Raw genomic sequence first — 23,475 nt, 5'->3', positions numbered from 1 at the left:
ACGGATCGCCGAACAGAGCAGCTGTCCGCCGCGCGATCAACCGACTACTGTGAGTGGATCAGACCAGTGCTTCTGAAGAGGTTGCATGAGATCGCCCAACGAGTCGCTCGCCGCCCTACTGGACGAGGCGGCCTGCTCGCGGAATGCGCTCGCGCGCGACATTCGTGAACTCGCGGCAGCCCGAGGGCTCAAGGACGTGCGCTGTGACCATGTGGACGTCGGCCGCTGGCTGAAAGGAATGGTTCCTCGCGGCGCAAAGCCGGACCTGATCGCCGAGGCGCTTGGTCGTCGTCTGGGCCGCGCGTTGTCGCTCGGTGAGCTCGGTTTCACAGCCGAACGACCATTGACGCTCGGCCTCACCTTCTCCGAGTCCCGCGAGGCAACGATCCGTACCTCTCGCAGACTGTGGACAGAGGACTTGAGACGCTCGGACTTCCTTCGCATGGCCGTCGCTGCCGGCGCGCTGACGACACCGATGGCTCGATGGCTGGTATCGCCTCCCGCGGATCCGCCTTACCGCACACACGGCCTCGGCCGGGTCGGCGTCGACGATGTCGAGGCGATTCGCGCAACTCTGCAGATGTTCGAACGTCTTGATCACCAGTTCGGTGGCGGCCACGCGCGATCCGCGGCCGTTCAGTACCTGACTGACGCGGTGACCCCACTACTGCACGCGAACTACACCGACGCGATCGGACGTGAACTGTTCTCGGTCGCGGCACAATTCACATATAAGACCGGAGCGATGGCGTACGACGTCGGCCGGCACGGACTTGCCCGACGCTATTTCGTTCAGGCGCTCAACCTCGCGCACGCTTCTGGGCATCGGCCATTGGGTGGGAAGGTCCTGGCACTGATGAGCCACCAGGCCAACTACCTTGGTGAACACCGCGAAGCCGTTGATCTGGCGAGGGCGGCGGCGCTCGGAGCGGGCGCGGATGCCACACCACGGGTGAGGTCAATGTACGCGGCCATGGAGGCGCGCGGACTGGCCAGCATCGGAGACAAGCGTGCGTGCCTCCGGATGATGCGGCACGCGGAGGCCAGCTTCGCAAAGAGCACCGAGGCCGACGGCGAGCCGGACTGGATCGGGTACTTCGATCAGTCAGAGCTCCACGACGAACTGGCGCACTGCTTCACGAGCCTCCGCACGCCGCGGGAGGCCGAGCGACATGCTCAGGCAGCACTCAGAGGTTCGATCGATCTGCACCCGCGGAGCCGAACGTTCTGCCGGATCTCGCTCGCAACGTCCTACCTGGATGCAGGTGAAATCGCGCAAGCCTGCGCGACAGCCGGAGAGGCACTGGCGGCTGCGGGCAAGATCAAGTCCGCGCGCGTCCGGAAGTACGTGCGAACGTTCGACAACGCATTGACCAGCTTCGGACGGCACCGGTCGATCTCCGAGTTCCGCGAGCGAGCGCGAGAGATCCTCGTTGTGGCGTCTTAGCTGTCAGGTGCCCGGGGTCCAGAATCTGGGGGCTTCTGGGTTGCGGAGGGTGGCTATGCGGCGGGTGGCTTCGGGGTGGAGGCGGGGTTCTCGGGTTAGGCGGCTGAGGAGCCAGGCGGTCATGCGTAACTCGCGGAGGGCCGCGAAGACGGGGAAGCCGTCCCAGGTGCGCACGTCCCATCCGTAGGCGGTGACGAAGGCGTCGTACTCGGCGTTGTCGTACCAGCCGAGCCGCTGGTAGACCGCCGGTACGACGAGGTCCCATTCGCGCGGGCCGATGCTGAACCGCTCCAGATCGAGGAGTACGGCGATGCCGTCACTCCCACGAATTGCGTTCTTGCGGTTGGCGTCGCCGTGGATGACGCACACCGGCAGGCCGGCACTCACTTGCGTGTACTCGTCCTGGAGCTGGTCCAACCGCTCCGACATGAACTGGCGATCGCCGGCGTCGAGCGCTCCGTCGGCTGCGTCCAGGTGCTCCGCAAGCCGAACAAACGGGTCCAACAGCGGGATCTCGAAGTCCGACGGCACGGGCAACGCGTGTAGTCGCCCGAGCAGACTCGCCAGCTCCGCCGTGCTGGCCATCGAGGCGTCCGGCACCTCATGCCAGATCGTCACCGCATGCCCCTCGACCATCCACGGCTGGTCGATCAACTCGAGCGGCTTCACCGCCGACACGCCTTGCTCGGCCAGCCACCGGCCCGTCCGGACCTCGAGCAATGCCCGCTCGTACGACGATCCAGCCGATACCCGAGCCACCAGGCCACCCGGCAACCGGAAGACCGCGTTGTCGGCAATCGGTCCGAGCAACTCGGCGCCTGTCGCCCCGACCCCCACCCCCAGCTTGGCGGCAACAGATCGAACCACCCGGAACGCAGCCGTCCGATCAACTGCCCCAGCCATACCCGCAGTCTCTCACCACAGCGATGCAGGCCTGTCTGAAGCTTCGCCGCCTGGGCGGTGTGCCGTGGTCTGATGACGAACCGACTGCTTCCTGGCATCAGCTCCAACGAGCGAGCTGGGCGAACTCCCCCCAGCCCCAAGGTGCGCGCCGCGCTCTCGGATGTTCGTGCTGCCTTCTACCTTTTGCCGGGACCACAGGATCGGGTTCCACCTAGCGCGCTGTCTACAGGAGCTTCCGCCGAGTACATGCGGGCGGGACCAGGATCCCCGCGCCGCCGGAGGCGGCCAACAGAACTGCCGCCGCGAAGCGGTGTCCTTTGGGCTTGCGGGAAAAACAAGCACGCTTGATTCTTTTGGGGATTGGTGTCAGGGTCGGGGGCACGGGTCCCGGCGTAGGGAGTGCGGCGTGCGACTGGATGAAGTGCTGGCTGATCTGTGGGCCGAGAGTGCTGAGTTGGACCGGCTGGTGGGTGGTCTGGCGGCTGGTGAGTGGGCGACGCCTACGCCGGCTGAGGGGTGGACGATCGCGCATCAGATTGCGCATCTCGCCTGGACGGACGAGGCGACTCACCTGGCTGCTACCGATCCCGACGGGTTCAAGGTTTCGTTGCAGACGGCTGCCGCGAACCCGACCGGCTATGTGGACCAGGGTGCGGCGGAGACGGCCTCGCTACCGCCCGACCAGCTTCTGACGTACTGGCGCGAGACCCGGGCCGACGTCACCGACGCGCTGAAGAAGGTGCCCGCGGGTGCGAAGGTCGCCTGGTACGGGCCTCCGATGAGTCCGACCTCGATGGCGACGGCCCGGTTGATGGAGACCTGGGCGCACGGGCAGGACGTGGCCGACGCGCTGGGCGTTCGTCGTACGCCGAGCAACCGGCTGCGGCATGTCGCACACCTCGCGGTCCGCACCCGCGACTTCGCGTACCTGCTGAACGATCGCACCCCACCCGCGGAGGAGTTCCGCGTCGAGCTGACCGGGCCGGACGGTGACCCGTGGTCATGGGGACCGGAGGACGCGGCTCAGCGGGTGAGCGCGCCAGCCGTGGACTTCTGCCTGCTCGCGACCCAGCGGCGGCACCGCGACGACCTCGCGGTGGTGGTCGAGGGAGCGCAGGCCGATGAGTGGCTGGGGATCATCCAGGCCTTCGCCGGATTGCCCGGGAAGGGCCGACGTCCGGGACAGTTCCAATGACTGAGCCCATCCGCATCGGCAACGCGTCCGGCTTCTACGGCGACCGGTTCAGCGCCGTTCACGAGATGCTGACCGGCGGGCCGCTCGACGTGCTCACCGGGGACTACCTCGCCGAGCTGACCATGCTCATCCTCGGCCGTGACCGCCTGAAAGACCCGAAGCTCGGGTACGCGCGGACGTTCCTCAAGCAGCTCGAGTCCGGACTCGGCGAGGCGCTAGATCGCGGCGTGACGATCGTCAGTAACGCTGGTGGGCTCAACCCCGCAGGACTCGCGGACGCGATCACAACACTCGCCGAGCGACTCGGCCTGCAGCCGAAGATCGCCTACGTCACCGGCGACGATCTCCTCCCGCGAAGCCAGGAGCTCAATCTCGGAGACCCGTTGACGGCCAACGCCTACCTAGGTGCCTGGGGTATCGCCGAGGCGATCCAGGAGGGCGCCGATGTGGTCGTCACCGGCCGCGTCACCGACGCCTCGATGATCGTCGGCCCCGCCGCCGCACACCACGGCTGGAAGCGGACCCAGTACGACGAACTCGCCGGAGCCGTCGCAGCCGGTCACGTGATCGAGTGCGGCTGCCAGGCGACCGGCGGCAACTACGCGTTCTTCACCGAACTGCACGACTTCGGCCGTCCCGGATTCCCGATCGCGGAGATCCACGCCGACGGCAGCAGCGTGATCACCAAGCACGACAACACCGGCGGCGCGGTCACCATCGACACGGTCAAGGCCCAGCTGCTCTACGAGATCACCGGTGCCCGGTACGCCGGTCCCGATGTCACCACGCGCCTCGACACGGTCGAGCTCGCTGACGCCGGACCGGATCGCGTCCGCATCTCCGGTGTCCGCGGTGAGCCGCCGCCCCCGACGTACAAGGTCTCGCTGAACAGCGTCGGCGGGTTCCGCAACGAGGTCGACTTCGTCCTGACCGGTCTGCAGCTGGAGGAGAAGGCGGACCTGGTCAAGCAGCAGCTCGAGCAGGCGCTCCCCAAGCGGCCGGCCGAGCTGAAGTGGAGCGTCGCCTGGACCGAAACGCCGAACGCCGAGACCGAGCGGGAGGCGAGCGTGTTCTTCCGCTGCGAGGTGAAGGACGCGGACCCGAAGCTGGTCGGCCGCGGATTCTCCAGCGCCGCAGTCGAGCTGGCGCTCGCGAGCTACCCGGGCTTCCATGTGACTGCGCCGCCGGGCGAGGGGTCGCCGTACGGCGTCTTCAAGGCCGGGTACGTCGACATCCACGAAGTCGAGCACGTGGTCGTCCTGCCGGATGGGACTCGGCGTGTGATTGAGCCGGCCGCGGAGACACAGCCATTGACTCCGGTTGAGGACATCGACCTACCAGTGCCGTTGCCACAGCTCGCGACCAGCGGAGGACCGCGCACCCGGGAGGTTCCGCTCGGCCGGATCGCCGGCGCGCGGTCCGGCGACAAGGGCGGCGACGCCAACGTCGGCGTGTGGGTGCGGCAGGAGAAGGCGTGGCGATGGCTCGCGCACACCCTGACGGTCGAGCTCTTCCAGGAGCTGCTGCCGGAGACCAGGGAGCTGACCGTGACGCGCTACATCTTCCCGAAGCTCTGGGCGGTCAACTTCGTCGTCGAGGGTCTGCTCGGCGAAGGCGTCGCCTCGCAGGCACGCTTCGATCCACAGGCCAAGGCCGTCGGCGAGTGGCTCCGATCCCGGTACGTCGACGTCCCGGAGAAGTTGCTGTGAGCACCGAACGCGACGCCCTCCGCGAGACCGTCCGCCGGTTCATGGCCGCCGAAGTGCTGCCGTTCCTCGACGACTGGGAACGGGACGGTGAGCTGCCGCGAGAGTTGCACAAGAAGGCGGGTCAGCTCGGACTGCTCGGCGTCGCCTTCCCGGAATCGGCCGGTGGCGGTGGTGGCTCGCTGCTCGACTCGCTCGCCGTGGTCGAGGAGATGCACTACGCTGGCGGATCGGGCGGACTCGTCGCATCCCTGCTGACGTGCGGAATCGCCGTTCCCCACATTGTTGCCGCTGGCAACCAGGGCCAGATCGACCGCTGGGCGCGACCGACCCTCGACGGCGAATTGATCGGCTCGCTCGCGATCACCGAACCCGACGGCGGTTCGGACGTCGCCTCCTTGCGTACGACGGCCCGCCGCGACGGCGATGTGTTCGTCGTGAACGGCGCCAAGACCTACATCACCTCGGGGTGCCGCGCGGATTTCGTCACCACTGCGGTCCGCACCGACGGGCCGGGTTCGCACGGAGTCAGTCTGCTGGTGATCGAGAAGGGCACGCCGGGCTTCACGGTTTCTCGCAAGCTGAAGAAGATGGGCTGGCTCTGTTCGGACACCGCCGAGCTGTCGTTCACCGACGTACGCGTGCCTGTTGCCAACCTCGTCGGCGAGGCCGGGACGGGATTTGTCCAGCTCGCGATCAACTTCGTCGCCGAACGGCTGATCCTGGCGGCGCAGGCGTACGCCGGAGCCCAGCGGGCGCTCGATCTCACGGTCGAGTGGTGCCGGGCGCGGGAATCGTTCGGCCGGCCGCTGATCTCGCGGCAGACCGTGCAGCACACGCTCGCCGAGATGGCCCGCCGGATCGACGTCGCCCGGGTCTACGTGCACTCGGTCGCCGAGCGGTCCGACCGAGGCGAGGACGTCTTCGCCGAGACCTGTTTCGCGAAGAACACCGCCGTCGAGGCCGGGCAGTGGGTGTGCGACCAGGCACTGCAGCTGCACGGCGGCCTCGGCTATATGCGAGAGGCCGAGGTGGAACGCCAGTACCGCGACCAACGAATCCTCGGCATCGGCGGCGGCACCACCGAGATCCTGACCGGCCTGGCCGCGAAACGACTGGGGTTCACCGCATGACCACACACATCACCCCCGCGGTCGCGGAGCGAAGCGGAGCGGCCGCGAGCAACCGAGACGCGATGCTCGAGAAGCTGGCCGCGCTCGACGTCGAGCATGCGAAGGCATTGGCAGGTGGCGGGGAGAAGTACGTCGAACGCCACCACAAGCGTGGGAAGTTGCTGGCGCGGGAGCGGATCGAGCTACTGCTCGACCCGGACTCGCCGTTCCTCGAGTTGTCGCCGCTGGCCGGATGGGGCTCGGACTTCACGGTCGGCGCGAGTCTGGTGACCGGGATCGGGGTCGTCGAGGGCGTCGAATGCCTGATCACGGCGAACGACCCGACCGTCAAGGGTGGCGCGAGCAACCCGTGGACACTTCGCAAAGCCTTGAGATCGGACGAGATCGCGCGGGCGAACCGGCTGCCGGTGATCAGCCTGGTCGAGTCCGGTGGCGCGGATCTGCCCACGCAGAAGGAGATCTTCATACCCGGCGGCGCGATGTTCCGGAATCTGACCCGCCTGTCGGCCGAGGGGATTCCGACGATCGCGCTGGTGTTCGGCAACTCGACCGCGGGTGGCGCGTACATCCCGGGGATGAGCGACTACGTGGTGATGGTCGACGGCGGGGCGAAGGTGTTCTTGGCCGGTCCGCCGTTGGTGAAGATGGCGACCGGCGAGGATGCCGACGACGAGTCGCTGGGTGGCGCGTCGATGCACGCGCGCAGGTCGGGGCTCGCGGACTACTTCGCGGTCGACGAGCAGGACGCGATCCGGCTCGGCCGGCAGATCGTGTCGCGGTTGAACTGGCGGAAGCAGGGCCCGGCGCCGAAGCCGTCGTACGACGAGCCCCGGTACGACGAGGACGAGCTGCTTGACATCGTGCCCGGGGATCTGAAGATCCCGTTCGATCCGCGGGACGTCATTGCCCGAGTGGTGGACGGGTCGGTCTTCGACGAGTTCAAGCCGTTGTACGGGTCGTCGTTGGCGACCGGATGGGCGTCGGTGCACGGGTATCCGGTCGGGATTCTCGCCAATGCACGCGGGGTCCTGTTCAGCGAGGAGTCGCAGAAGGCGGCGCAGTTCATCCAGCTCGCGAACCGCGCGAACACCCCACTGATCTTTCTGCACAACACGACCGGCTACATGGTCGGGCAGGAGTACGAACAGGGCGGCATCATCAAGCACGGCGCGCAGATGATCAACGCCGTCTCGAACTCGGCCGTCCCACACATCTCGATTCTGATGGGAGCGTCGTACGGCGCCGGGCACTACGGGATGTGTGGACGGGCGTTCGATCCACGGTTCCTGTTCGCGTGGCCGTCGGCCAAGTCTGCGGTGATGGGACCGCAGCAGCTCGCCGGGGTGCTGTCGATCGTGGCGCGGGCGGCGTCGGAGGCGAAGGGTCAGCCGTACGACGAGGAGGGCGACGCGAAGATGCGCGCGTACGTCGAGGGCCAGATCGAGGCGGAGTCGTTGCCGATGTTCCTGTCCGGTCGCCTGTACGACGACGGCGTGATCGATCCCCGAGACACCCGAACCGTCCTCGGCATCTGCCTGTCCGCGATCCACTCGGCCCCAGTCGAAGGCACTTCGTCCTTCGGCGTCTTCAGGATGTGATCGCGATGCCTTCACCAGCCGACACGCCCGGCGTGATCTCCTCGGTCCTTGTCGCGAACCGGGCTGAGATCGCCCGGCGGATCTTCCGGACCGCCCGGTCGCTCGGCCTGTCCACGGTTGCCGTCTACTCTTCCGCCGACGCGAGCTCGCCCCACGTGGCTGAGGCCGATGCGGCCGTACACCTCCCCGGCAACGCACCAAGCGAGACCTATCTCCGCGGCCACCTGATCATCGAGGCGGCTTTACGCGCGGGCGCCGATGCCATCCACCCGGGCTACGGATTCCTGTCGGAGAACGCCGCGTTCGCCCAGCAAGTGATCGACGCCGGGCTGACCTGGATCGGGCCGCCGGCGGATGCGATCTCGTCGATGGGCTCGAAGATCGAGTCGAAGAAGCTGATGGCGGCCGCCGGGGTTCCGGTGCTCGCCGAGCTCACGCCTGCTGAGGTCTCGGTCGCCGACCTGCCCGTGCTGGTGAAGGCGTCGGCCGGCGGTGGTGGTCGCGGGATGCGGGTCGTCACGCGCCTCGAGGACCTCGCGGGCGAGATCGAGGCGGCGTCGGCCGAGGCACTGTCGGCGTTCGGTGATGGGACGGTTTTCTGCGAGCGCTACCTGTCGTCCGGGTGTCACATCGAGGTGCAGATCATGGCTGATCAGCACGGGACGATCTGGGCGGTGGGCGAGCGCGAGTGCTCGATCCAACGTCGCCACCAGAAGGTCGTCGAGGAGGCGCCGTCGCCGCTCGTGGAGCGCATCCCGTCGATGCGTGCGTCGCTCTTCGATGCGGCGCGGAAAGCTGCTGCGGCGATCGGGTACGTCGGGGCTGGGACGGTCGAGTTCCTCGCGGACGAGGAGGGTGCGTTCTACTTCCTCGAGATGAACACCCGCCTCCAGGTCGAACACCCGGTCACCGAGGAAACCACCGGACTGGATCTCGTGGAGCTGCAGTTCGACGTCGCCGCCGGGGGTCGGTTGGCAGCGGATCCGCCGCCGACGGTCGGGCATGCGATCGAGGTGCGGTTGTACGCCGAGGACCCGTTGAACGACTGGCAACCCCAGACGGGCAGCGTGTACGCCTTCGCCGTGGGATCACGAAGTCTTTCCGGAAGTAAATCTGCGTATAGCGACCAGAAAGTTCCGCAAAGCGGGCTCCGGGTGGATTCTGGGGTGGAGGATGGGTCGGAGGTTTCGCCGTACTACGACTCGATGCTGGCGAAGGTGATTGGGTTCGGGGCGGATCGGACTGTGGTGGCTCGGCGGTTGGCCGGCGAACTGCAGCGGGCGGTGATTCACGGGGTGGGGACCAACCGGGATTTGCTGGTGTGGATTCTGCGGCATCCGGCGTTTTTGGCTGGGGACACCGATACTGCGTTCTTCGACAAGCACGGGATCGGAGTGCCGCCGAATCCCGCCGTGACGCGCGTGTCGGCGTTGGCGGCGGCGCTGGCTGATGCGGCCGGCCGGGTTGGGCCGGTGCGGGTGCCCAGCGGCTGGCGGAACCTGCCGTCGCAGGCGCAACGGAAGAGCTTCCGGGTGGGTGAGTCGACGTACGAGGTGGAGTATCGGCTGACCCGGGACGGTCTTGTTGCTGAGGGCAACATTCAGCTCGTCGAGAGCGCGCCGGATCGCGTGGTGCTGGCGGTTGACGGCGTACGACGAACGTTCGAGGTCGCGGCGTACGACGGGATCACGTGTGTGGACTCGTCCTTGGGCAGCGTGAGCCTGATTCCGGTCGGGCGGTTCGCGGACCCGGCCCTGCAGGTGTCGGCGGGGTCGTTGCTCGCGCCGATGCCGGGGACCGTGATCCGGGTCGGCGTGCAGGTGGGTGAAGAGGTCGAGCAAGGGCAGCCGTTGCTGTGGCTGGAGGCGATGAAGATGGAACACACGATCGCCGCCCCGGCCGACGGGGTGCTCACCGAGTTGAAGGTCGCAGCAGGTCAACAGGTCGAGGTCGGCGCCGTACTGGCCGTGGTTGGAGAGCAGGCATGAGTTTCATCGAATCCGAGGAACGCCAGGCCCTGCGTCAGGCGGTTGGTGAGCTGGGGAAGAAGTACGGCTACGGGTGGTTCACCCAGCAGGCGCGCAGCGGCGGGCACACGACCGAGCTGTGGCTCGAGGCCGGCAAACTCGGCTACCTCGGCGTGAACCTGCCCGAGGAGTACGGCGGCGGAGGCGGCGGACTCGCCGACCTGTCGATCGTGCTGGAGGAGCTCGGCGCGGCCGGCTGCCCGTTGCTGATGATGGTGGTCTCGCCGTCGATCTGCGGCACGGTGATCACGCGCTTCGGTACCGAGGACCAGAAGCACCGCTGGCTGCCCGGTCTGGCCGACGGTACGACGATCATGGCGTTCGCGATCACCGAGCCCGATGCCGGCTCCAACTCGCACCAGATCACGACGACGGCACGCCGTACGGACGACGGCTGGTCGCTGACCGGGCGGAAGGTCTTCATCTCCGGACTCGACGTCGCCCAGGCTGTCCTGGTCGTCGGCCGGACCGAGGACGCGCGGACGGGGAAGCTCAAGCCCGCCCTGTTCATCGTCCCGGTCGATGCGCCCGGGGTGGAGTTCCAGCAGATCGAGATGGATCTGATCAGCCCGGACAAGCAGTTCGCGTTGTTCCTCGACGACGTCCAGCTGCCGCGAGAAGCGCTGGTCGGCGCCGAGGATGCGGCGCTGATGCAGCTGTTCGCCGGGCTCAATCCGGAGCGGATCATGGCGTCGGCGTTCGCACTGGGGATCGCACGGCACGCGCTCGGCAAGGCGACCGCCTACGTCAAGGACCGCCAGGTCTGGAAGAGCCCGATCGGCGCGCACCAGGGCATCTCGCACCCGCTCGCGCAGATCAAGATCGAGCTCGAGCTGGCTCGCCTGATGATGCAGAAGGCGGCCGCCCTGTACGACGCGGGCGACGACCTGGCCGCGGGTGAGGCCGCGAACATGGCCAAGTACGCGGCCGGCGAGGTAGCGGTGCGCGCCACCGATCAGGCGGTGCAGTCGCTCGGCGGCAACGGCATGACGGTCGAGTACGGCGTGGCCTCGCTGGTCGCGGCCGCGCGGGCGACCCGGATCGCGCCGGTGAGCCGCGAGATGATCCTCAACTTCGTTGCGCAGCACAGCCTGGGACTGCCGAAGTCGTACTGACATCTTCCGTATTACTGCGGAGTAGGTCAGAGTTCCTCCACCAGGCAGTGGGCAGCGTTGAAAGGGGCAAGACGATCATCACGAGCCAGTTCCCGCCCGTCGACCTCCTCGACGTTCCGATCCATGACGCGGTGCTCGGAAAGGCCCAGGAGTACGGCGATCACCCGGCGCTCGTGGACGGGGTGAGCGGACGCGAGATCAGCTACGCGCAACTGGACGCGATGACCCGCCGGGTCGCGGCCGGGCTGGCCGAGCTCGGCATCCGCAAGGGCGACGTCATCGCGCTCTACAGCCCCAACACGATCCTCTGGCCGGTCGTGTTCTACGGCGCCACCCGCGCCGGCGCGACCGTGACCACGGTCAACGCGCTCTATACCGCGGACGAGCTGCACAAGCAGCTGATCGACTCGAAGGCGAAGTTGCTGGTGACGATTTCGCTGTTCCTGCCGGTCGCGACGGCAGCCGTCGAGGACACGGACGTCGGTGAGATCTTCGTGTGCGACAGCGCCGAGGGATACCGGTCGGTGCTGGAGCTGGTCGCGTCGACGGCTCCCGAGCCCGAGGTGGAGATCGATCCAGGCGAGGACATCGCCGTACTGCCGTACTCGAGCGGGACCACCGGCGCGGCCAAGGGCGTGATGCTGACGCACCGGAACATCGCGTCCAACATGGCGCAGGCCGAGGTGATGATCACGGTCGGCGATGACGAGCGGATCATCGCGATCCTGCCGTTCTTCCACATCTACGGGCTGTCGGTGTTGATGAATCTGCCGTTCCGGCTCGGGGCGACGGTGGTGGTGCTGCCGAAGTTCGAGCTGCAGCAGTTCTTGACCACGCTCGACGAGCAGCGGATCACGCGGGCGTTCGTCGCACCGCCCGTCGTACTGGCGCTGGCGAAGCACCCGGCCGTGGACGGCGTGGACCTGTCGGCTCTGCGCTACGTGACGTCGGCGGCAGCTCCCTTGGACGCCGACCTGGCCGAGGCGTGCGCGAAGCGGCTCGGGTTGCACGCGGTGCTGCAGGCGTACGGGATGACCGAGTTGTCGCCGGGGACGCACGCCGTACCGCAGGATGATCCGGATCCGTCACCCGGTGCCGTGGGCAAGCTTTTCCCGAACACCGAGATGCGCCTGGTCGGTGCCGACGGCAACGATGTTGGTACGGGCGAGACCGGCGAGATCTGGATCCGTGGGCCGCAGGTGATGAAGGGGTATCTGGGCCGTCCGGCCGAGACCGACGCGACCGTGGACGCCGACGGTTGGCTGCACACGGGCGATCTCGGGCGGGTCGACGAGGCCGGTTACCTGTTCGTCGTCGACCGGGTCAAGGAGCTGATCAAGTACCACGGCTACCAGGTGCCGCCGGCCGAGCTGGAGGCCGTGCTGCTCACCGACGACCGGATCGCGGACGCGGCGGTGATCGGGGTCGAGGCCGATGGCAACGAGATTCCGAAGGCGTTCGTGGTGCCGATGCCTGGGGTGTCGCTGAGTGCCGACGACGTGATGGAGTACGTCGCGGCGCGGGTGGCGCCGTACAAGAAGGTCCGTCAGGTGGAGTTCATCGACGCGGTGCCGAAGGCGGCGTCGGGGAAGATCCTGCGGCGACAACTCCGGGCCCGCGAGGCGGCCGGTGACTGAGACCCTCAAGGAACCCCAGCAGGAACGCAGCCGGGCCACCCGGCAGCGCTTGCTCGAGGCCGCTCTGGAGTCGCTGGCCGAAGTCGGGTACGCCGCGACCACGGTCAGCGTGGTCGCGACCCGAGCCGGGGTGTCACGGGGAGCCGCTCAGCACCACTTCCCCACCCGGGCGGATCTTTTTGCGGCCGCCGTCGAGTACATGACCGAAGTGCGACTGGCTGAGATCCGCGCCCAGGCCGCTGCCCTTCCAAGCGGCCCAGGCCGGACCGAGGCCATCGTCGGCATGCTGGCCGGCGTCTACACCGGCCCCCTCTTCCGAGCCGCCCTCCACCTCTGGGTCGCCGCCTCAACCGAGGAAGCGCTGAGAACCCAGATCGTCCGATTAGAAGCCCATGTCGGACGGCAGGCACACCGCGCCCTGCTGGAGGTCCTAGACGTGAGCGAACGAACCCCCGGCGTACGGGAGACCGTGCAGGGCGTCCTCGACATGGCCCGCGGCCTCGGCCTCGCCGACCTACTGACCGACGACAGCGCCCGGCGGCAAGGCATCGTCCGGCAATGGAGCCGCATCCTGGATCAGGCACTAGGGGATCCCGCGGTGTGACCGTCCCATCTGTCGGTTGGTGGATACGGGAATTGTTGTCTGATCACATACATTGATCAGCGATATGACTACTGAGCGGATCGACCGGGCGAGTGTGGGGCTGCGGTCGGAGCGGGGACCGATCCTGCTCGCGGTGATGTTGAGCATCGGGCTGGTCGCGATCGACGCCACGATCCTGGCCACCGCCGTACCGTCGATCGTCGACGATCTCGGCGGGTTCACGCAGTTCCCGTGGCTGTTCTCGATCTATCTGCTGGCGCAGGCGGTCTCGGTACCGATCTACGGCAAGCTCGCCGACCTGCGCGGGCGCAAGCCGATCATGCTGCTCGGGGTCGGGCTGTTCGTAGGTGGCTCGATCCTGTGCGGGTTCGCCTGGAGCATGCCGGCGCTGATCGTGTTCCGGCTGATCCAGGGGCTCGGCGCGGGCGCGGTCCAGCCGATGGGCATGACGATCGTCGGCGACATCTACACGGTCGCGGAACGGGCCAAGGTCCAGGGCTACATCGCCAGCGTGTGGGGGATCGCGTCGTTCGTCGGCCCGACGCTGGGCGGCGTGTTCTCGGACTACATCTCCTGGCGCTGGATCTTCTTCGTGAACGTCCCGCTCGGCCTCGCCGCTGCCTGGGTGCTGGTCCGCCGGTTCCAGGAGAACGTCACGCAGAAGACCAGCCATCAGATCGACTACGCGGGCGCGATTCTGCTCGCGGTCGGCGGTTCGCTGCTGTTGCTCGGCCTGCTCGAGGGCGGCGTGATGTGGGACTGGGACTCGGTGCTGAGCATCGCGATCCTGGCCGGGGCCGCGGTCCTGCTGACGGCGTTCGTGATCGTCGAACGTCGCGCGCCCGAGCCGATCCTGCCGTTGTGGGTGCTCGGCCATCGGGTCCTCAACTCCGCCAACTCGGCCGCGCTGCTGATCGGGTTGTTGATGATCGGGCTGTCGACGTACGTGCCGCTGTTCGCTCAAGGGGTGCTGCACACGTCGGCGCTCGTCGCCGGGTTCGCGTTGGCCGCGATGACGCTGGGGTGGCCGATCGCGGCGTCGGTGGCGGGCCGGATCTACCTGCGGGTCGGATTCCGTACGACGATGTTGATGGGCGCGATCATCGTCGTACTCGGAGCCGCTCTGCTGCTCACGGTCGACGCCGGCAGCAGCGTACTGCGGCTTGCGGCGGCGTGCTTCGTGATCGGCATCGGGCTCGGTTTCTCGGCGTCACCGTCGGTCGTGGCCGCGCAGTCGTCGGTGGACTGGACGACTCGTGGGGTCGTGACGGGCGCCAACATGTTCGCCCGGTCGGTCGGTAGCGCGGTCGGCGTCGCCGTCTTCGGCGCGGTGGCGAACGGCGTGGTCGCGGCGCGCCTCGGCGACAACCACGCGGACCTCGAGAAGCTCCCGGGCGAGGTCCTGGCCCCTGCGATCCACGATGTCTACTACGGTGCCGCGATCGCCGCCGTACTCCTCGTCGCCGCCGTCCTCTTCATGCCGAACAGAATCGAAGAACAACCACTCGGCACCCGCTGACGAACACCTAGGGGAGTGGTGCCGCCAAGGCCGCGATCAGGCCGGCCGCGGTCAGTGCCGCCCAGACGACTGCTGCGCCGACACCCAGAGCGCCGAGGCCGCGCTTCGTTCGTTGTCCGGGGAGTTTCTTCAGGATCACCCCGGTAATGATCACGACCAATAGCATCGCCGCGACCGTGGCGGCGCCGCAGCCCCAGCCGAACCCCAGTGGCCTGGCGTCCGGCCACGCGCTGCCGAAGCGGCGTTCCAGACTGCTGGTTCGGCCGGGCAGCAGAAACGCCGCACTGCCGACCCAGATCGGGAGTACGTACTTGAGTCCCGTCCGCACACCGCTGGTGAGGAGCGCGCGGTGGTGGAGAACGATCGCCGTCGAGAGCACCACCCACGGCAGACCGCCCCAACACCAGCCGATCGCTCGAAGCGCCAACTCGCTGTGGCCCACCGCCGCGCCGAGCAAGCCAGCGAGGCGCTCGCCGGCAACAGCGCCGGTAACAGCGAAGCTGACCGCTGCCACGAAGAACAGCAGGGTGATGCGATTGCCTGACCGCTTCGCTGCGTCGTCTGGTTGAGTGCTCGACACGAGGTTGCACTCTGCCACGGCTTAGGTTGACGTCATGCGAGCGGTCGACTGTGTGGGTGCCTTGATCCGGGACGAACAGCATCGCGTCTATCTGCAACGTCGTACGCCGGAACGACGGTTGCTCCCCGGGATCTGGGACATCGTGGGGGGCCACCTGGAGCCGGGCGAGACGCCGGAGCAGGCGTTGGTCCGGGAGGTCGAGGAAGAGACCGGGTGGAAGGTCCGCGACATCGTGTGGACCGTCGCCGACTGGGAGTGGGAGTACGAGGGACGCGTACGGCGGGAGCTCGACTACCTGATCACCGTCGACGGGGACCTCAGCCGTCCGCTGTTGGAGATCGGCAAGCACGACGCGTCGGCGTGGGCCGGGCCGGATGACCTCGAGCTGCTGATGGTCAACCGGACCGACGGCGATCGTCGGTTGCGCGATCTGGTGGCGCATGTGGTCGGGACCAGGTTCACCCCGCGCCTGCGGCTCGAGCCGATCACCGGACCGAACGGGGTCCTGACCGGACATGTGGCGGACCTGGTCCGGCTGTACTCGGACCCGTTGGTCGCCTATTGGTACGCCGGTTCCTGGTCCGTCGACGAGGCCGCGCGGCGGGCCGTCGAGTTCCAGGCGGGCTGGGAGCGGGAGTCCGTCGGGAAGTGGATGGCGTACGAGCGGACCGATGACGCACTGGCCGGCCGCGGCGGATTGTCGCGGTTGTCGGCTGACTACCCGGTCACGGCGGCGATCGCCGCGCTGGTCGGCCCCGCGTGGGCCGCGGATCGGCTGGAGCTCGGATGGGCGTTTGCCGAGTCCGCACGTGGTCGCGGTCTGGCGAGCGAACTCGGCCGGGCCGGTCTGGAGTTCGCCTTCGAGACGCTGGGAGCCCAAGCGGTCATCGCCTTCACCGAACGGCACAACACCGCGTCCCGGGCGGTGATGGAACGCATCGGCATGACCTATACCGGCGAAATCACCACCGAGGCCTACCGCGAGGGCTCAGACGCCCTCCACCCCGACGCCCCCTTCGCCGTCTACGCGATCGAGCCGGACCAGGACACCGGACCCAAACCGGACATCTAGCGGTCCAGCCCGGCCCTGAACCCCCTCCCCACCAGCAAGCCCCAACTCATGGGATATCCCATGAGATAGGCCCTTCTCCCCCGGGGATTTCGGGGGAGAACGAGCAAGCCCGTGGGTTATCCCATGAGATGGTCACGGGCACGGGCACGGGCTCGGGGTGTCGGGTGGGGGACCACAGCGGGCGCTTACACGGGAAAGACTCCGCTGTGTGACCACCCAGGCGCGGCGGTCACACAGCGGAGTCGGCCACCTCAGGGGGAGACTCCCGGTGAGGTGTCGGGAGTCTCCGGTGTCCTACCGCCCAGGACACTCGGCCCCGCCTGGCCCGAGGTGTCGGCCAGGAGGTGGGTTGGAACGGCTGGGCGGCGGCGATACAGGGAACTCAGCCGCCAAGCCCAGCCGGGCTTGTTGGGCGGTGCGGTCCGGAGCTGAGGAGTGCCCCGGACCGCACCTGGGTTTCGTCCGGGACTGAGGAGTGCCACGGACCTTCCAGTTGTGCTGCTCCTGGACGTGAGGAGACTCCAGGCGGCAGCTACCGAGTCTGAGGAGGACCCGGAGATCAGGTTGTTTCAGGTGTCTCAGGTGCTTCAGGTGCTTCAGTTGTCGAGCGGGCCGAGCAGGTCGTTGGTGACCCGGAGACCGGCGAAACGGCGCCGCATGGCCTGTTCGTAGCGGGCGGCGAGCGGCGCTTCCGCGACGTACTGCGCGATCACATGCTCACCGAACCAGACCCGAACCCTGCGTCGGTGCTGCCTCGACGTCATTTCCGCGATGGTCACTACCTCTCACCCCGTAACTCTGAGCCCTTGCAACCAGTTGGACTTACTGGTTGTCATGGCAGTAATGGTGCACGAGCCCAACGTGACCGCTCTAGGACCTGAAGAGGACCTTTGCCGGACCTCTTCCGGACCTCTCGCGGACATCTGGAGGACAGCACCTTGTCGTGGGGCATGAGTCGAGACAACGTCTGTTCTGACGTGAACGGGAGGAACGATGGCGGCGAGGTTGGCGCCTAAGACGGTCCTGGCGCACTTGATCCAGCGCCGGAACCAGACCTACTCCGAGATCGTCGCCGAGTTCGTCGAGCTGGGTGGAACCATCACCGAGCGGCACCTGCGGCGCCTCGCATCGGGCGAGCGTGCAGGCACCACTCCTCAGACCCGGCGCACCCTGCAACGCATGTTCGGCAAGCCGGTCGAGGAGCTCCTCGCGCCGTACGTCCCCGAGCAGGCCGCCCAGGTGGTGCCGGCACCTGCCGCGAGTGGACGGATCACGACAGGTAATGAGATGGAGGTTCTCGACATGGCTGCCAGCCGCGCGAGGGCATTTGCCCTCGCGGCCCAGTCCGGTCTCGGAAGCGAGGCCATGGAACAGGTGTACGACGACGTACGCCACGTCGCGAAGGCGTATCCGCAGCGACCGCTGCCGGAGATCCTCGGCCAGCTGGTCGAGACGCAGGATCTGGTCTTCGCCCTGCTGGAGAGCCGGCAACGCCCGGAGCACCTGCGGCAGCTGTACTTCCTCGGCGGCGTCACCGGCGGTCTGCTCGCCAAGGCGTCCCACGACCTCGGCAACCCGCACGCTGCGCTGACGCAGGCGCGGACGGCGTTCCTGTGTGCAGACAACGCCGACCACCACGGCCTGCGCGCCTGGGTCCGCGGCCTGCAGTCCCTGGTGTCGTACTGGGCCGGCAACCCGCACGACTCGGTCCGGTATGCCCAGCTCGGCGCCGGGTATGCGGAGCAGGCCAACAGCACCACCAGCGTCTGGCTCCCGGTCAGCGAGGCTCGTGCCTGGGCCGCCCTGGGCAACCCGGAGGCCACCCGCGCCGCGCTCGAGCGGGCCGAGCAGGCCTGGAGCTCGGTGCGGAACGACGATCTCGACGACATGGGCGGCCTGTGCACCTTCGGCCGCAACCGCCAGCTGTACTACGCCGCTGACGCGCTCGCCTGGCTGCCCGGTGAAGTCGATCAGGCCGAGCGGTACTCGCGGCAGGCCGTCGACGCCTACACCGACCAGAACCACCCGGAGTGGGCCTTCGGCGACGCGGCCGGTAGCCAGGCCGCGATGGCGATCAGCCGGATCGCCAGTGGCGAGCTGGACGGCGCGGCCGACGCGATCGCGCCGGTGCTGGGCCTGCCGACCGAGCGCCGGATCAACGGCGTGGTGCACTCGGCCCGCCGGGTCCACCAGGCGCTGCGGCTGTCCGGCCGTGCCGACGACGCCCGGGATCTCCAGGAGGAGATCGAGATGTTCACCCGGACCCCGATGCAGACCTTCAATCGCTAGACCAGTTGACGGATAGCCTGCGCGCATGGAGCCCCTGCTCGGTGAACTGACGACACTGCGCGAATTTCGGACCTCTGATCTCGACGACTATCTGGCGATCGCCGGCGACGACCGGGTGACCGCCTGGATGGCGTTCGACAGCTACGACCGGACCAGGGCCGCCGAGGTCCTGGCCGGGATCATCGAGCGATCGGCACGGGAGGACCGGCCCGATCACATGCTCGCCGTCACCCGCCAGGACGACGATCACGTGATCGGCTTCGGGCGGATCGCGCCGAGCGGGTCGTGGGGCGCGAAGCTGGGCTACGCGATCAACGCCGACCAGTGGGGCCGCGGGTACGCAACGGATGCCTCCCGGGTGCTGCTGCGCTTCGCGTTCACCACGCTCGGGCGGCACCGGGTCACCGCCGCCATCGGCCCGGAGAACGCAGCCTCGATCGCGGTCGTGAAGCGGCTCGGTTTCAGCTACGAAGGTCATCTCCGCGATCACGTGTTCACCAACGGTGAATGGCGCGATTCCTTGCTCTATTCGTTGCTCGAGCACGAGTACGCCGATCGTTCATCTGAGCGTCGACTGGCGCCTTGACGGCATTTGTCCGGACCAGCAAGGTTGCCGCTCATGGTGACACAGCAGGTCCCGGAGTGGGCCGATCCAGAGGTGCCGGAAGAGGCACTCGACCCGCAGGGGGTGTCGCGGCGCGGTCTGATCCGCGGCGCCGGTCTGCTGGGCGCCGGGTTCGCCGTCGCGGCGGTGGGTTCGACGGAGGCGTTTGCCTCCAGCGAGACTTCGTCGTACGGGAGTGATCCTGAGCTGGCCTGGTTGGTCGGCGATCACCACGTGCACACGCGGTACAGCCACGACGCCAAGTACGACTTCAGCCAGCACGCCCAGCGCGGTGCGCAGTTCGGGCTGGACTGGATGGCGTTCACCGAGCACAGCAACTTCGGCCACGCCGACAAGGGTGCTGCCGCCGAGAACGTCGAGGTGCTCAAGGCCCGCGCCGAGAACCCGCGCATGCTGATCTTCCAGGGCCTGGAGTGGTACATCCCCTCGGCCGAGCACGCCACGGTCCTGGTCGCGCCCGGCCCGAACAACGTAGCCCTGCTGCAGCAGTTCGAGCGTGAGTACGACGGCAAGCTCACCAGCCGGTCCGCGGACACACCGGAGAACGAGCAGCACGCGATCAAGGCGCTGCAGTGGCTGGCCGCGCAGAAGCAGAGCAAGTACGTCGACGACGTGCTGGTGCTCGCCAACCATCCGCTCAGGCTGGGCATCGACGCACCGCACGAGATCCGCGCCTGGCGCGACACTGGCGTCTGCATCGGCATGGAAGGTGCACCCGGCTCGCAGGGCGACGCCGACCCGGCCTGGGCCGCCTTCCGCGGTACGACGACCAACCAGCGCGGCGAGTACGTCAACTCGCCCGGCGCCGGCAGCTTCCCCGGGTACCCGGTCGACGCATACCGCACGTACGGCGGCTTCGACTGGGCCACCGCGACAGTCGGCGGTCTGTGGGACAGCATGCTCGCCGAGGGCCGACTGTTCTCGATCACGTCGAACAGCGACAACCACCGGACGATCTGGGACACCTGGAAGGACGGTGACTTCCCGCCCGGTCAGAACTTCGACAGCCTCGGGTGGAAGCCTTCTCCGACCGACTCCGGCGTACCGCAGCCTGGTAGTGACTTCTGGCCGGGTCAGTTCAGCCGCACTCACGTGGGCGTCAGCCGGTACGGGTACCTCGAGGTGATGGCCGGTCTGCGGGCTGGGCGCGTGTGGGTGGACCACGGGCAGTTGGTGGACGGCATCGACGTACGGCTCGCTCCGGTGGGTTCGCCGCAGCGTGGTGTCACCCTCGGCGGGCGTCTGCGCGCGCACCGGTCCCAGCGGCTGGAGCTGCGGGTGACGGTGACCAGTGCGACCCGGCCGAACTTCCACGGCCTCCTCCCGCGGCTGGCGACCGTGGACGTGATCCGCGGGATCGTCACCGGGCAGACCGCAGAGAAGGACAGCTGGAAGGCGCCTGACACTCGAGTGGTCGAGCAGGTCGACGTACACCGGAAGTCCGGCACGTATGAGCTCCGCATCCCGCTCGGCCGCGCAGAGCGGTCACACTACGTCCGGGTCCGCGGCAGCGACGGCCGCCGGAACGGACCGGGCTACCTGGGCCGCCGGATCGACCCGGCCGGCCCGATCCAGCACCCGAACGCCGACGGCGACCCGTGGCTCGACACCTGGCTGTACACGAACCCGATCTTCGTGGACGTCTACTAAAGCTTGGAGTGGTGGGGAGACTGGGTGCATGGCCCCCACCACGACTGGACCGCTGGACCCGTTGCGGGACGGGCTGGCGCGGATGATCCTGACGAAGGTGGCGGGTCCAGACCCGCATGCCGAGCGCGACCGGGTGCACAACACACCCGGTCCGCGCTGGTTCGCCCCGGACCGCCCGATTCGTCGCGTCCACGGCGACGCATCGATGTTTGCGGGCGGACTCCGGGCCTTACTGCTGCAATCGCTGCACCCGCTGGCGATGGCCGCGGTCTCGGCGCACTCCGGCTATCGCGGCGACCCGTGGGGACGGTTGCGCCGGACCAGCTACTTCCTGGCGATCACGACGTACGGCGATATCCCGGCGGCGGAAGCGGCGATCGCGCACGTCCAGTCGGTGCACGAGCGGGTCCGTGGGACCAGCCCGAGCGGGGTGAAGTACCGAGCCTCCGACCCACACCTGCTCAAGTGGGTCCACGTGGCCGAGGTGGACAGCTTCCTCGCCGCCCACCAGCGGTACGGCGCCAACCCGCTCACCTCAGCCGAGCAGGACCTGTACGTCGAAGACGCGGCCCTCGTGGCCGGCAAGCTCGGTGTGGTCGACCCACCGACCACGGTGGCCGAGCTGCGCCAAGTGCTGGCCGAATACCAGCCAGAGCTCCGCGGTACGGCGGAAGCCCGCCAAGCCGCGCGCTTCATGCTTGTGCACCCACCGGTGCCGTGGGCGGCCCGACCGGCGTACGGCATCCTCTCTACGGCTGCAGTCGGGCTGCTGCCGTGGTGGACGCGTTGGCCGCTCCGACTGCCTTACCTCCCGCTGGCCGAGCACACCGTGGTCCGCGCCTCCGGCGAAGCCCTCACCCGGACAATCCGCTGGGCGTTGGCCTCACCAACGCTGTCATAGCGCTCCGCAGCGCCGGATTTGTGCGGTTGTGCGGCCTTGCGCCGGTAGGTTGGTCCTGTGCCGCTGCGTCCTCATCGTCCCCTTCCCCTGGCCACGCCGGCCGGGGTCGAGGTGTTGACCAAGATCTTGACCCAGGGGCCGATTCCGCGGGTAGAGATCGCCCGCCGGACCGGACTGTCCCAGGCGGCCGTCACCAAGGCGGTCGCGCCGCTGATCGAGACCGGGTTCGTCACGGACCAGGCCGCCGTACCGGTCGAGCTGGACAACCAGCTCGGTATCGGGCGGCCGGTCAGCCCGCTGACCGTCGTACCGAGCAGCGTTTCGGTGATCGGGGTGAAGCTGACCCCGACCGGTCTGATCGGGGTCGCGACGGACTTCACCTCCGCGATCCTGAGCGTTCGGCACGAGCAGATCGACGACACCGCGCCGGAGCTGGTGATCGAGCAGGTCGCCGAGCTGGTCAAGGGCCTGATCGGTGCGCTGAAGTCCGGTGAGGCGATGGCTGGACCGCTGGTCGGGATCGGCGTCGCGGTGTCCGGCGATGTGGACGGAGAGCACGGCGTCGTCCGTGACTCGCCGCTGATGGGCTGGCGTGGTGTACCGGTGGCAGAGCTGCTCGGCGAGCGGTTCAAGGTGCCGATTGTCGTGACGAACGACGTACGGGCGTTGACCGTGGCCGAGCACTGGTTCGGTGTCGGCGTGAACGCGGACTCGTTCGCCGTGGTCACGATCGGTTCCGGGATCGGCTGCGGGCTCTACATCAACGGTGAGGTCGTGTCCGGCGCGTACGGCGTCTCCGGCGAGCTCGGCCATCTCCCACTCGCACCCGGCAACCTCGTCTGCACCTGCGGCCGGCGTGGTTGCGTGGAGACCGTTGCCTCGTCCGACGCGATCCTGGCACGGACCCGGGAGACGACCGGGCAGGCGGACCTGGATCTGGCCGGTGCGATCAAGTTGGCGCACGAGGGTGACGCCCATGCGCGGGAGGCGTTCGACCGGGCCGGTGAGGTAATCGGCGCGGCACTGGCCGCGATGGTGAACCTGGTCGGCCCCGAACTGGTGGTGATCGCGGGTGAGGGCGTGGCGGAGTACGACCTGTACGAGGAGCGGATGCGCCTCGCGTTCGCGGAGCACGCGTTCGGCGCCGCGGGCAACTGCCGCCTGATGCTGCGCTCACACACCTTCGACGACTGGGCCCGCGGCGCAGCCGCAACCGTGATCCGCGCCTACGTCCGCGGCGAACCACCCCTCCACCGCTGACCGCCACCCCACACCCCGCCCGCCCTTCCCGCCACCCCACCCTTCCCGCCACCCCACCCTTCCCGCCCGCCTTCCCGCCCGCCCGGGCTGTCACCGGCCCCTCGCAATCTCATGGGAGATCCCATGAGATGGTCCGTTCTCCCCCTGGAATGCGAGCGGAGAAGGGACAAGCTGACGGGATCTCCCACGAGATTGTTCGGGGCCGGGCGGTGGT

The 23,475-nt window shown here is 68.1% G+C and carries 19 protein-coding genes; 16 read left to right on the top strand and 3 right to left on the bottom strand.

Translation table 11 applies throughout. The features are described from left to right. Positions 1-85: 85 nt before the first annotated feature. Positions 86-1,447 carry a hypothetical protein gene (locus ACWF4Z_RS31215; protein WP_452246755.1) on the top strand — a complete coding sequence of 454 codons (1,362 nt, stop codon included), beginning with the start codon at positions 86-88 and terminating at the stop codon, positions 1,445-1,447. Between the two features lie 3 nt (positions 1,448-1,450). Here ACWF4Z_RS31215 and ACWF4Z_RS31210 read toward each other — a convergent pair whose 3' ends face one another. Further along, on the bottom strand, positions 1,451-2,350 hold the full coding sequence (locus ACWF4Z_RS31210) for a phosphotransferase enzyme family protein (RefSeq protein WP_452246754.1): 900 nt from the start codon (positions 2,348-2,350) through the stop codon (positions 1,451-1,453). Between the two features lie 406 nt (positions 2,351-2,756). Between ACWF4Z_RS31210 and ACWF4Z_RS31205 the strand changes: the two genes are divergently transcribed. The 9 genes from ACWF4Z_RS31205 (at position 2,757) to ACWF4Z_RS31165 (ending at position 14,884) form a co-directional block, all read left to right on the top strand. Beyond that, positions 2,757-3,545 carry a TIGR03084 family metal-binding protein gene (locus tag ACWF4Z_RS31205; RefSeq protein ID WP_452246753.1) on the top strand — a complete coding sequence of 263 codons (789 nt, stop codon included), beginning with the start codon at positions 2,757-2,759 and terminating at the stop codon, positions 3,543-3,545. Continuing rightward, positions 3,542-5,254: an acyclic terpene utilization AtuA family protein gene (locus ACWF4Z_RS31200; protein ID WP_452246752.1), complete on the top strand. Its 1,713-nt coding sequence runs from the start codon at positions 3,542-3,544 to the stop codon at positions 5,252-5,254. Before ACWF4Z_RS31205 ends, ACWF4Z_RS31200 begins: the two co-directional genes overlap by 4 nt. After that, positions 5,251-6,384, top strand: a complete 1,134-nt coding sequence (locus tag ACWF4Z_RS31195; protein ID WP_452246751.1) for an acyl-CoA dehydrogenase family protein — start codon at positions 5,251-5,253, stop codon at positions 6,382-6,384. Before ACWF4Z_RS31200 ends, ACWF4Z_RS31195 begins: the two co-directional genes overlap by 4 nt. A 62-nt stretch (positions 6,385-6,446) precedes the next feature. Then, on the top strand, positions 6,447-7,982 hold the full coding sequence (locus ACWF4Z_RS31190; protein WP_452246822.1) for an acyl-CoA carboxylase subunit beta: 1,536 nt from the start codon (positions 6,447-6,449) through the stop codon (positions 7,980-7,982). A gap of 5 nt (positions 7,983-7,987) precedes the next feature. Then, entirely contained in the window at positions 7,988-9,970 is a 1,983-nt protein-coding gene (locus ACWF4Z_RS31185; protein WP_452246750.1) for an ATP-binding protein, read from the top strand. Then, complete coding sequence (locus ACWF4Z_RS31180) at positions 9,967-11,124, top strand: acyl-CoA dehydrogenase family protein (RefSeq protein ID WP_452246749.1); 1,158 nt, start codon at positions 9,967-9,969, stop codon at positions 11,122-11,124. Before ACWF4Z_RS31185 ends, ACWF4Z_RS31180 begins: the two co-directional genes overlap by 4 nt. Positions 11,125-11,171: 47 nt before the next feature. Continuing rightward, positions 11,172-12,761, top strand: a complete 1,590-nt coding sequence (locus tag ACWF4Z_RS31175) for an AMP-binding protein (protein ID WP_452246748.1) — start codon at positions 11,172-11,174, stop codon at positions 12,759-12,761. Next, a complete protein-coding gene (locus ACWF4Z_RS31170) occupies positions 12,754-13,365 on the top strand; it encodes a TetR/AcrR family transcriptional regulator (protein ID WP_452246747.1) in 612 nt (203 codons plus the stop codon). Before ACWF4Z_RS31175 ends, ACWF4Z_RS31170 begins: the two co-directional genes overlap by 8 nt. A 64-nt stretch (positions 13,366-13,429) precedes the next feature. After that, complete coding sequence (locus ACWF4Z_RS31165; RefSeq protein WP_452246746.1) at positions 13,430-14,884, top strand: MDR family MFS transporter; 1,455 nt, start codon at positions 13,430-13,432, stop codon at positions 14,882-14,884. A gap of 7 nt (positions 14,885-14,891) precedes the next feature. On the opposite strand, the gene ACWF4Z_RS31160 is transcribed toward ACWF4Z_RS31165, so the two are convergent. Then, the gene (locus ACWF4Z_RS31160) at positions 14,892-15,464 is read right to left on the bottom strand and encodes a hypothetical protein (protein WP_452246745.1); all 573 of its coding nucleotides are present in this window, start codon (positions 15,462-15,464) and stop codon (positions 14,892-14,894) included. 34 nt (positions 15,465-15,498) lie between these two features. Here ACWF4Z_RS31160 and ACWF4Z_RS31155 point away from each other — a divergent pair, with 34 nt between their 5' ends. Beyond that, a complete protein-coding gene (locus tag ACWF4Z_RS31155; protein WP_452246744.1) occupies positions 15,499-16,536 on the top strand; it encodes a GNAT family N-acetyltransferase in 1,038 nt (345 codons plus the stop codon). A gap of 596 nt (positions 16,537-17,132) precedes the next feature. Here the strand turns inward: ACWF4Z_RS31155 and ACWF4Z_RS31150 are convergent. Further along, positions 17,133-17,300 (bottom strand): hypothetical protein, encoded by a 168-nt coding sequence (locus ACWF4Z_RS31150; protein WP_452246743.1) that lies wholly within the window; start codon positions 17,298-17,300, stop codon positions 17,133-17,135. 229 nt (positions 17,301-17,529) lie between these two features. Here ACWF4Z_RS31150 and ACWF4Z_RS31145 point away from each other — a divergent pair, with 229 nt between their 5' ends. From ACWF4Z_RS31145 to ACWF4Z_RS31125, 5 genes are read left to right on the top strand one after another with little or no spacing between them, the layout of a single operon-like run. Further along, positions 17,530-18,825 (top strand): XRE family transcriptional regulator, encoded by a 1,296-nt coding sequence (locus ACWF4Z_RS31145; RefSeq protein WP_452246742.1) that lies wholly within the window; start codon positions 17,530-17,532, stop codon positions 18,823-18,825. A gap of 25 nt (positions 18,826-18,850) precedes the next feature. Further along, complete coding sequence (locus ACWF4Z_RS31140; protein ID WP_452246741.1) at positions 18,851-19,411, top strand: GNAT family N-acetyltransferase; 561 nt, start codon at positions 18,851-18,853, stop codon at positions 19,409-19,411. Between the two features lie 33 nt (positions 19,412-19,444). After that, positions 19,445-21,100: a PHP domain-containing protein gene (locus tag ACWF4Z_RS31135; RefSeq protein ID WP_452246740.1), complete on the top strand. Its 1,656-nt coding sequence runs from the start codon at positions 19,445-19,447 to the stop codon at positions 21,098-21,100. Between the two features lie 28 nt (positions 21,101-21,128). Then, entirely contained in the window at positions 21,129-22,001 is an 873-nt protein-coding gene (locus tag ACWF4Z_RS31130; protein ID WP_452246739.1) for an oxygenase MpaB family protein, read from the top strand. A 57-nt stretch (positions 22,002-22,058) separates the two neighbouring features. Further along, positions 22,059-23,261: an ROK family transcriptional regulator gene (locus ACWF4Z_RS31125; RefSeq protein WP_452246738.1), complete on the top strand. Its 1,203-nt coding sequence runs from the start codon at positions 22,059-22,061 to the stop codon at positions 23,259-23,261. Positions 23,262-23,475 lie beyond the last annotated feature (214 nt).

This window comes from Kribbella sp. NPDC055071, from assembly GCF_053608045.1.
The sequence above is the reverse complement of the archived record's forward strand: the minus strand, read 5'-3'. Positions and strand labels throughout refer to the sequence as shown.

Excerpts from the sequence above, each read along its gene's own strand:
- ACWF4Z_RS31215 (WP_452246755.1), top strand. The coding sequence starts at position 86 with ATGAGATCGCCCAACGAGTCGCTCGCCGCCCTACTGGACGAGGCGGCC.
- ACWF4Z_RS31210 (WP_452246754.1), bottom strand. The coding sequence starts at position 2,350 with ATGGCTGGGGCAGTTGATCGGACGGCTGCGTTCCGGGTGGTTCGATCT.
- ACWF4Z_RS31200 (WP_452246752.1), top strand. The coding sequence starts at position 3,542 with ATGACTGAGCCCATCCGCATCGGCAACGCGTCCGGCTTCTACGGCGAC.
- ACWF4Z_RS31190 (WP_452246822.1), top strand. The coding sequence starts at position 6,447 with ATGCTCGAGAAGCTGGCCGCGCTCGACGTCGAGCATGCGAAGGCATTG.
- ACWF4Z_RS31185 (WP_452246750.1), top strand. The coding sequence starts at position 7,988 with ATGCCTTCACCAGCCGACACGCCCGGCGTGATCTCCTCGGTCCTTGTC.
- ACWF4Z_RS31180 (WP_452246749.1), top strand. The coding sequence starts at position 9,967 with ATGAGTTTCATCGAATCCGAGGAACGCCAGGCCCTGCGTCAGGCGGTT.
- ACWF4Z_RS31165 (WP_452246746.1), top strand. The coding sequence starts at position 13,430 with ATGACTACTGAGCGGATCGACCGGGCGAGTGTGGGGCTGCGGTCGGAG.
- ACWF4Z_RS31155 (WP_452246744.1), top strand. The coding sequence starts at position 15,499 with ATGCGAGCGGTCGACTGTGTGGGTGCCTTGATCCGGGACGAACAGCAT.
- ACWF4Z_RS31150 (WP_452246743.1), bottom strand. The coding sequence starts at position 17,300 with ATGACGTCGAGGCAGCACCGACGCAGGGTTCGGGTCTGGTTCGGTGAG.
- ACWF4Z_RS31145 (WP_452246742.1), top strand. The coding sequence starts at position 17,530 with ATGGCGGCGAGGTTGGCGCCTAAGACGGTCCTGGCGCACTTGATCCAG.
- ACWF4Z_RS31140 (WP_452246741.1), top strand. The coding sequence starts at position 18,851 with ATGGAGCCCCTGCTCGGTGAACTGACGACACTGCGCGAATTTCGGACC.
- ACWF4Z_RS31135 (WP_452246740.1), top strand. The coding sequence starts at position 19,445 with ATGGTGACACAGCAGGTCCCGGAGTGGGCCGATCCAGAGGTGCCGGAA.
- ACWF4Z_RS31130 (WP_452246739.1), top strand. The coding sequence starts at position 21,129 with ATGGCCCCCACCACGACTGGACCGCTGGACCCGTTGCGGGACGGGCTG.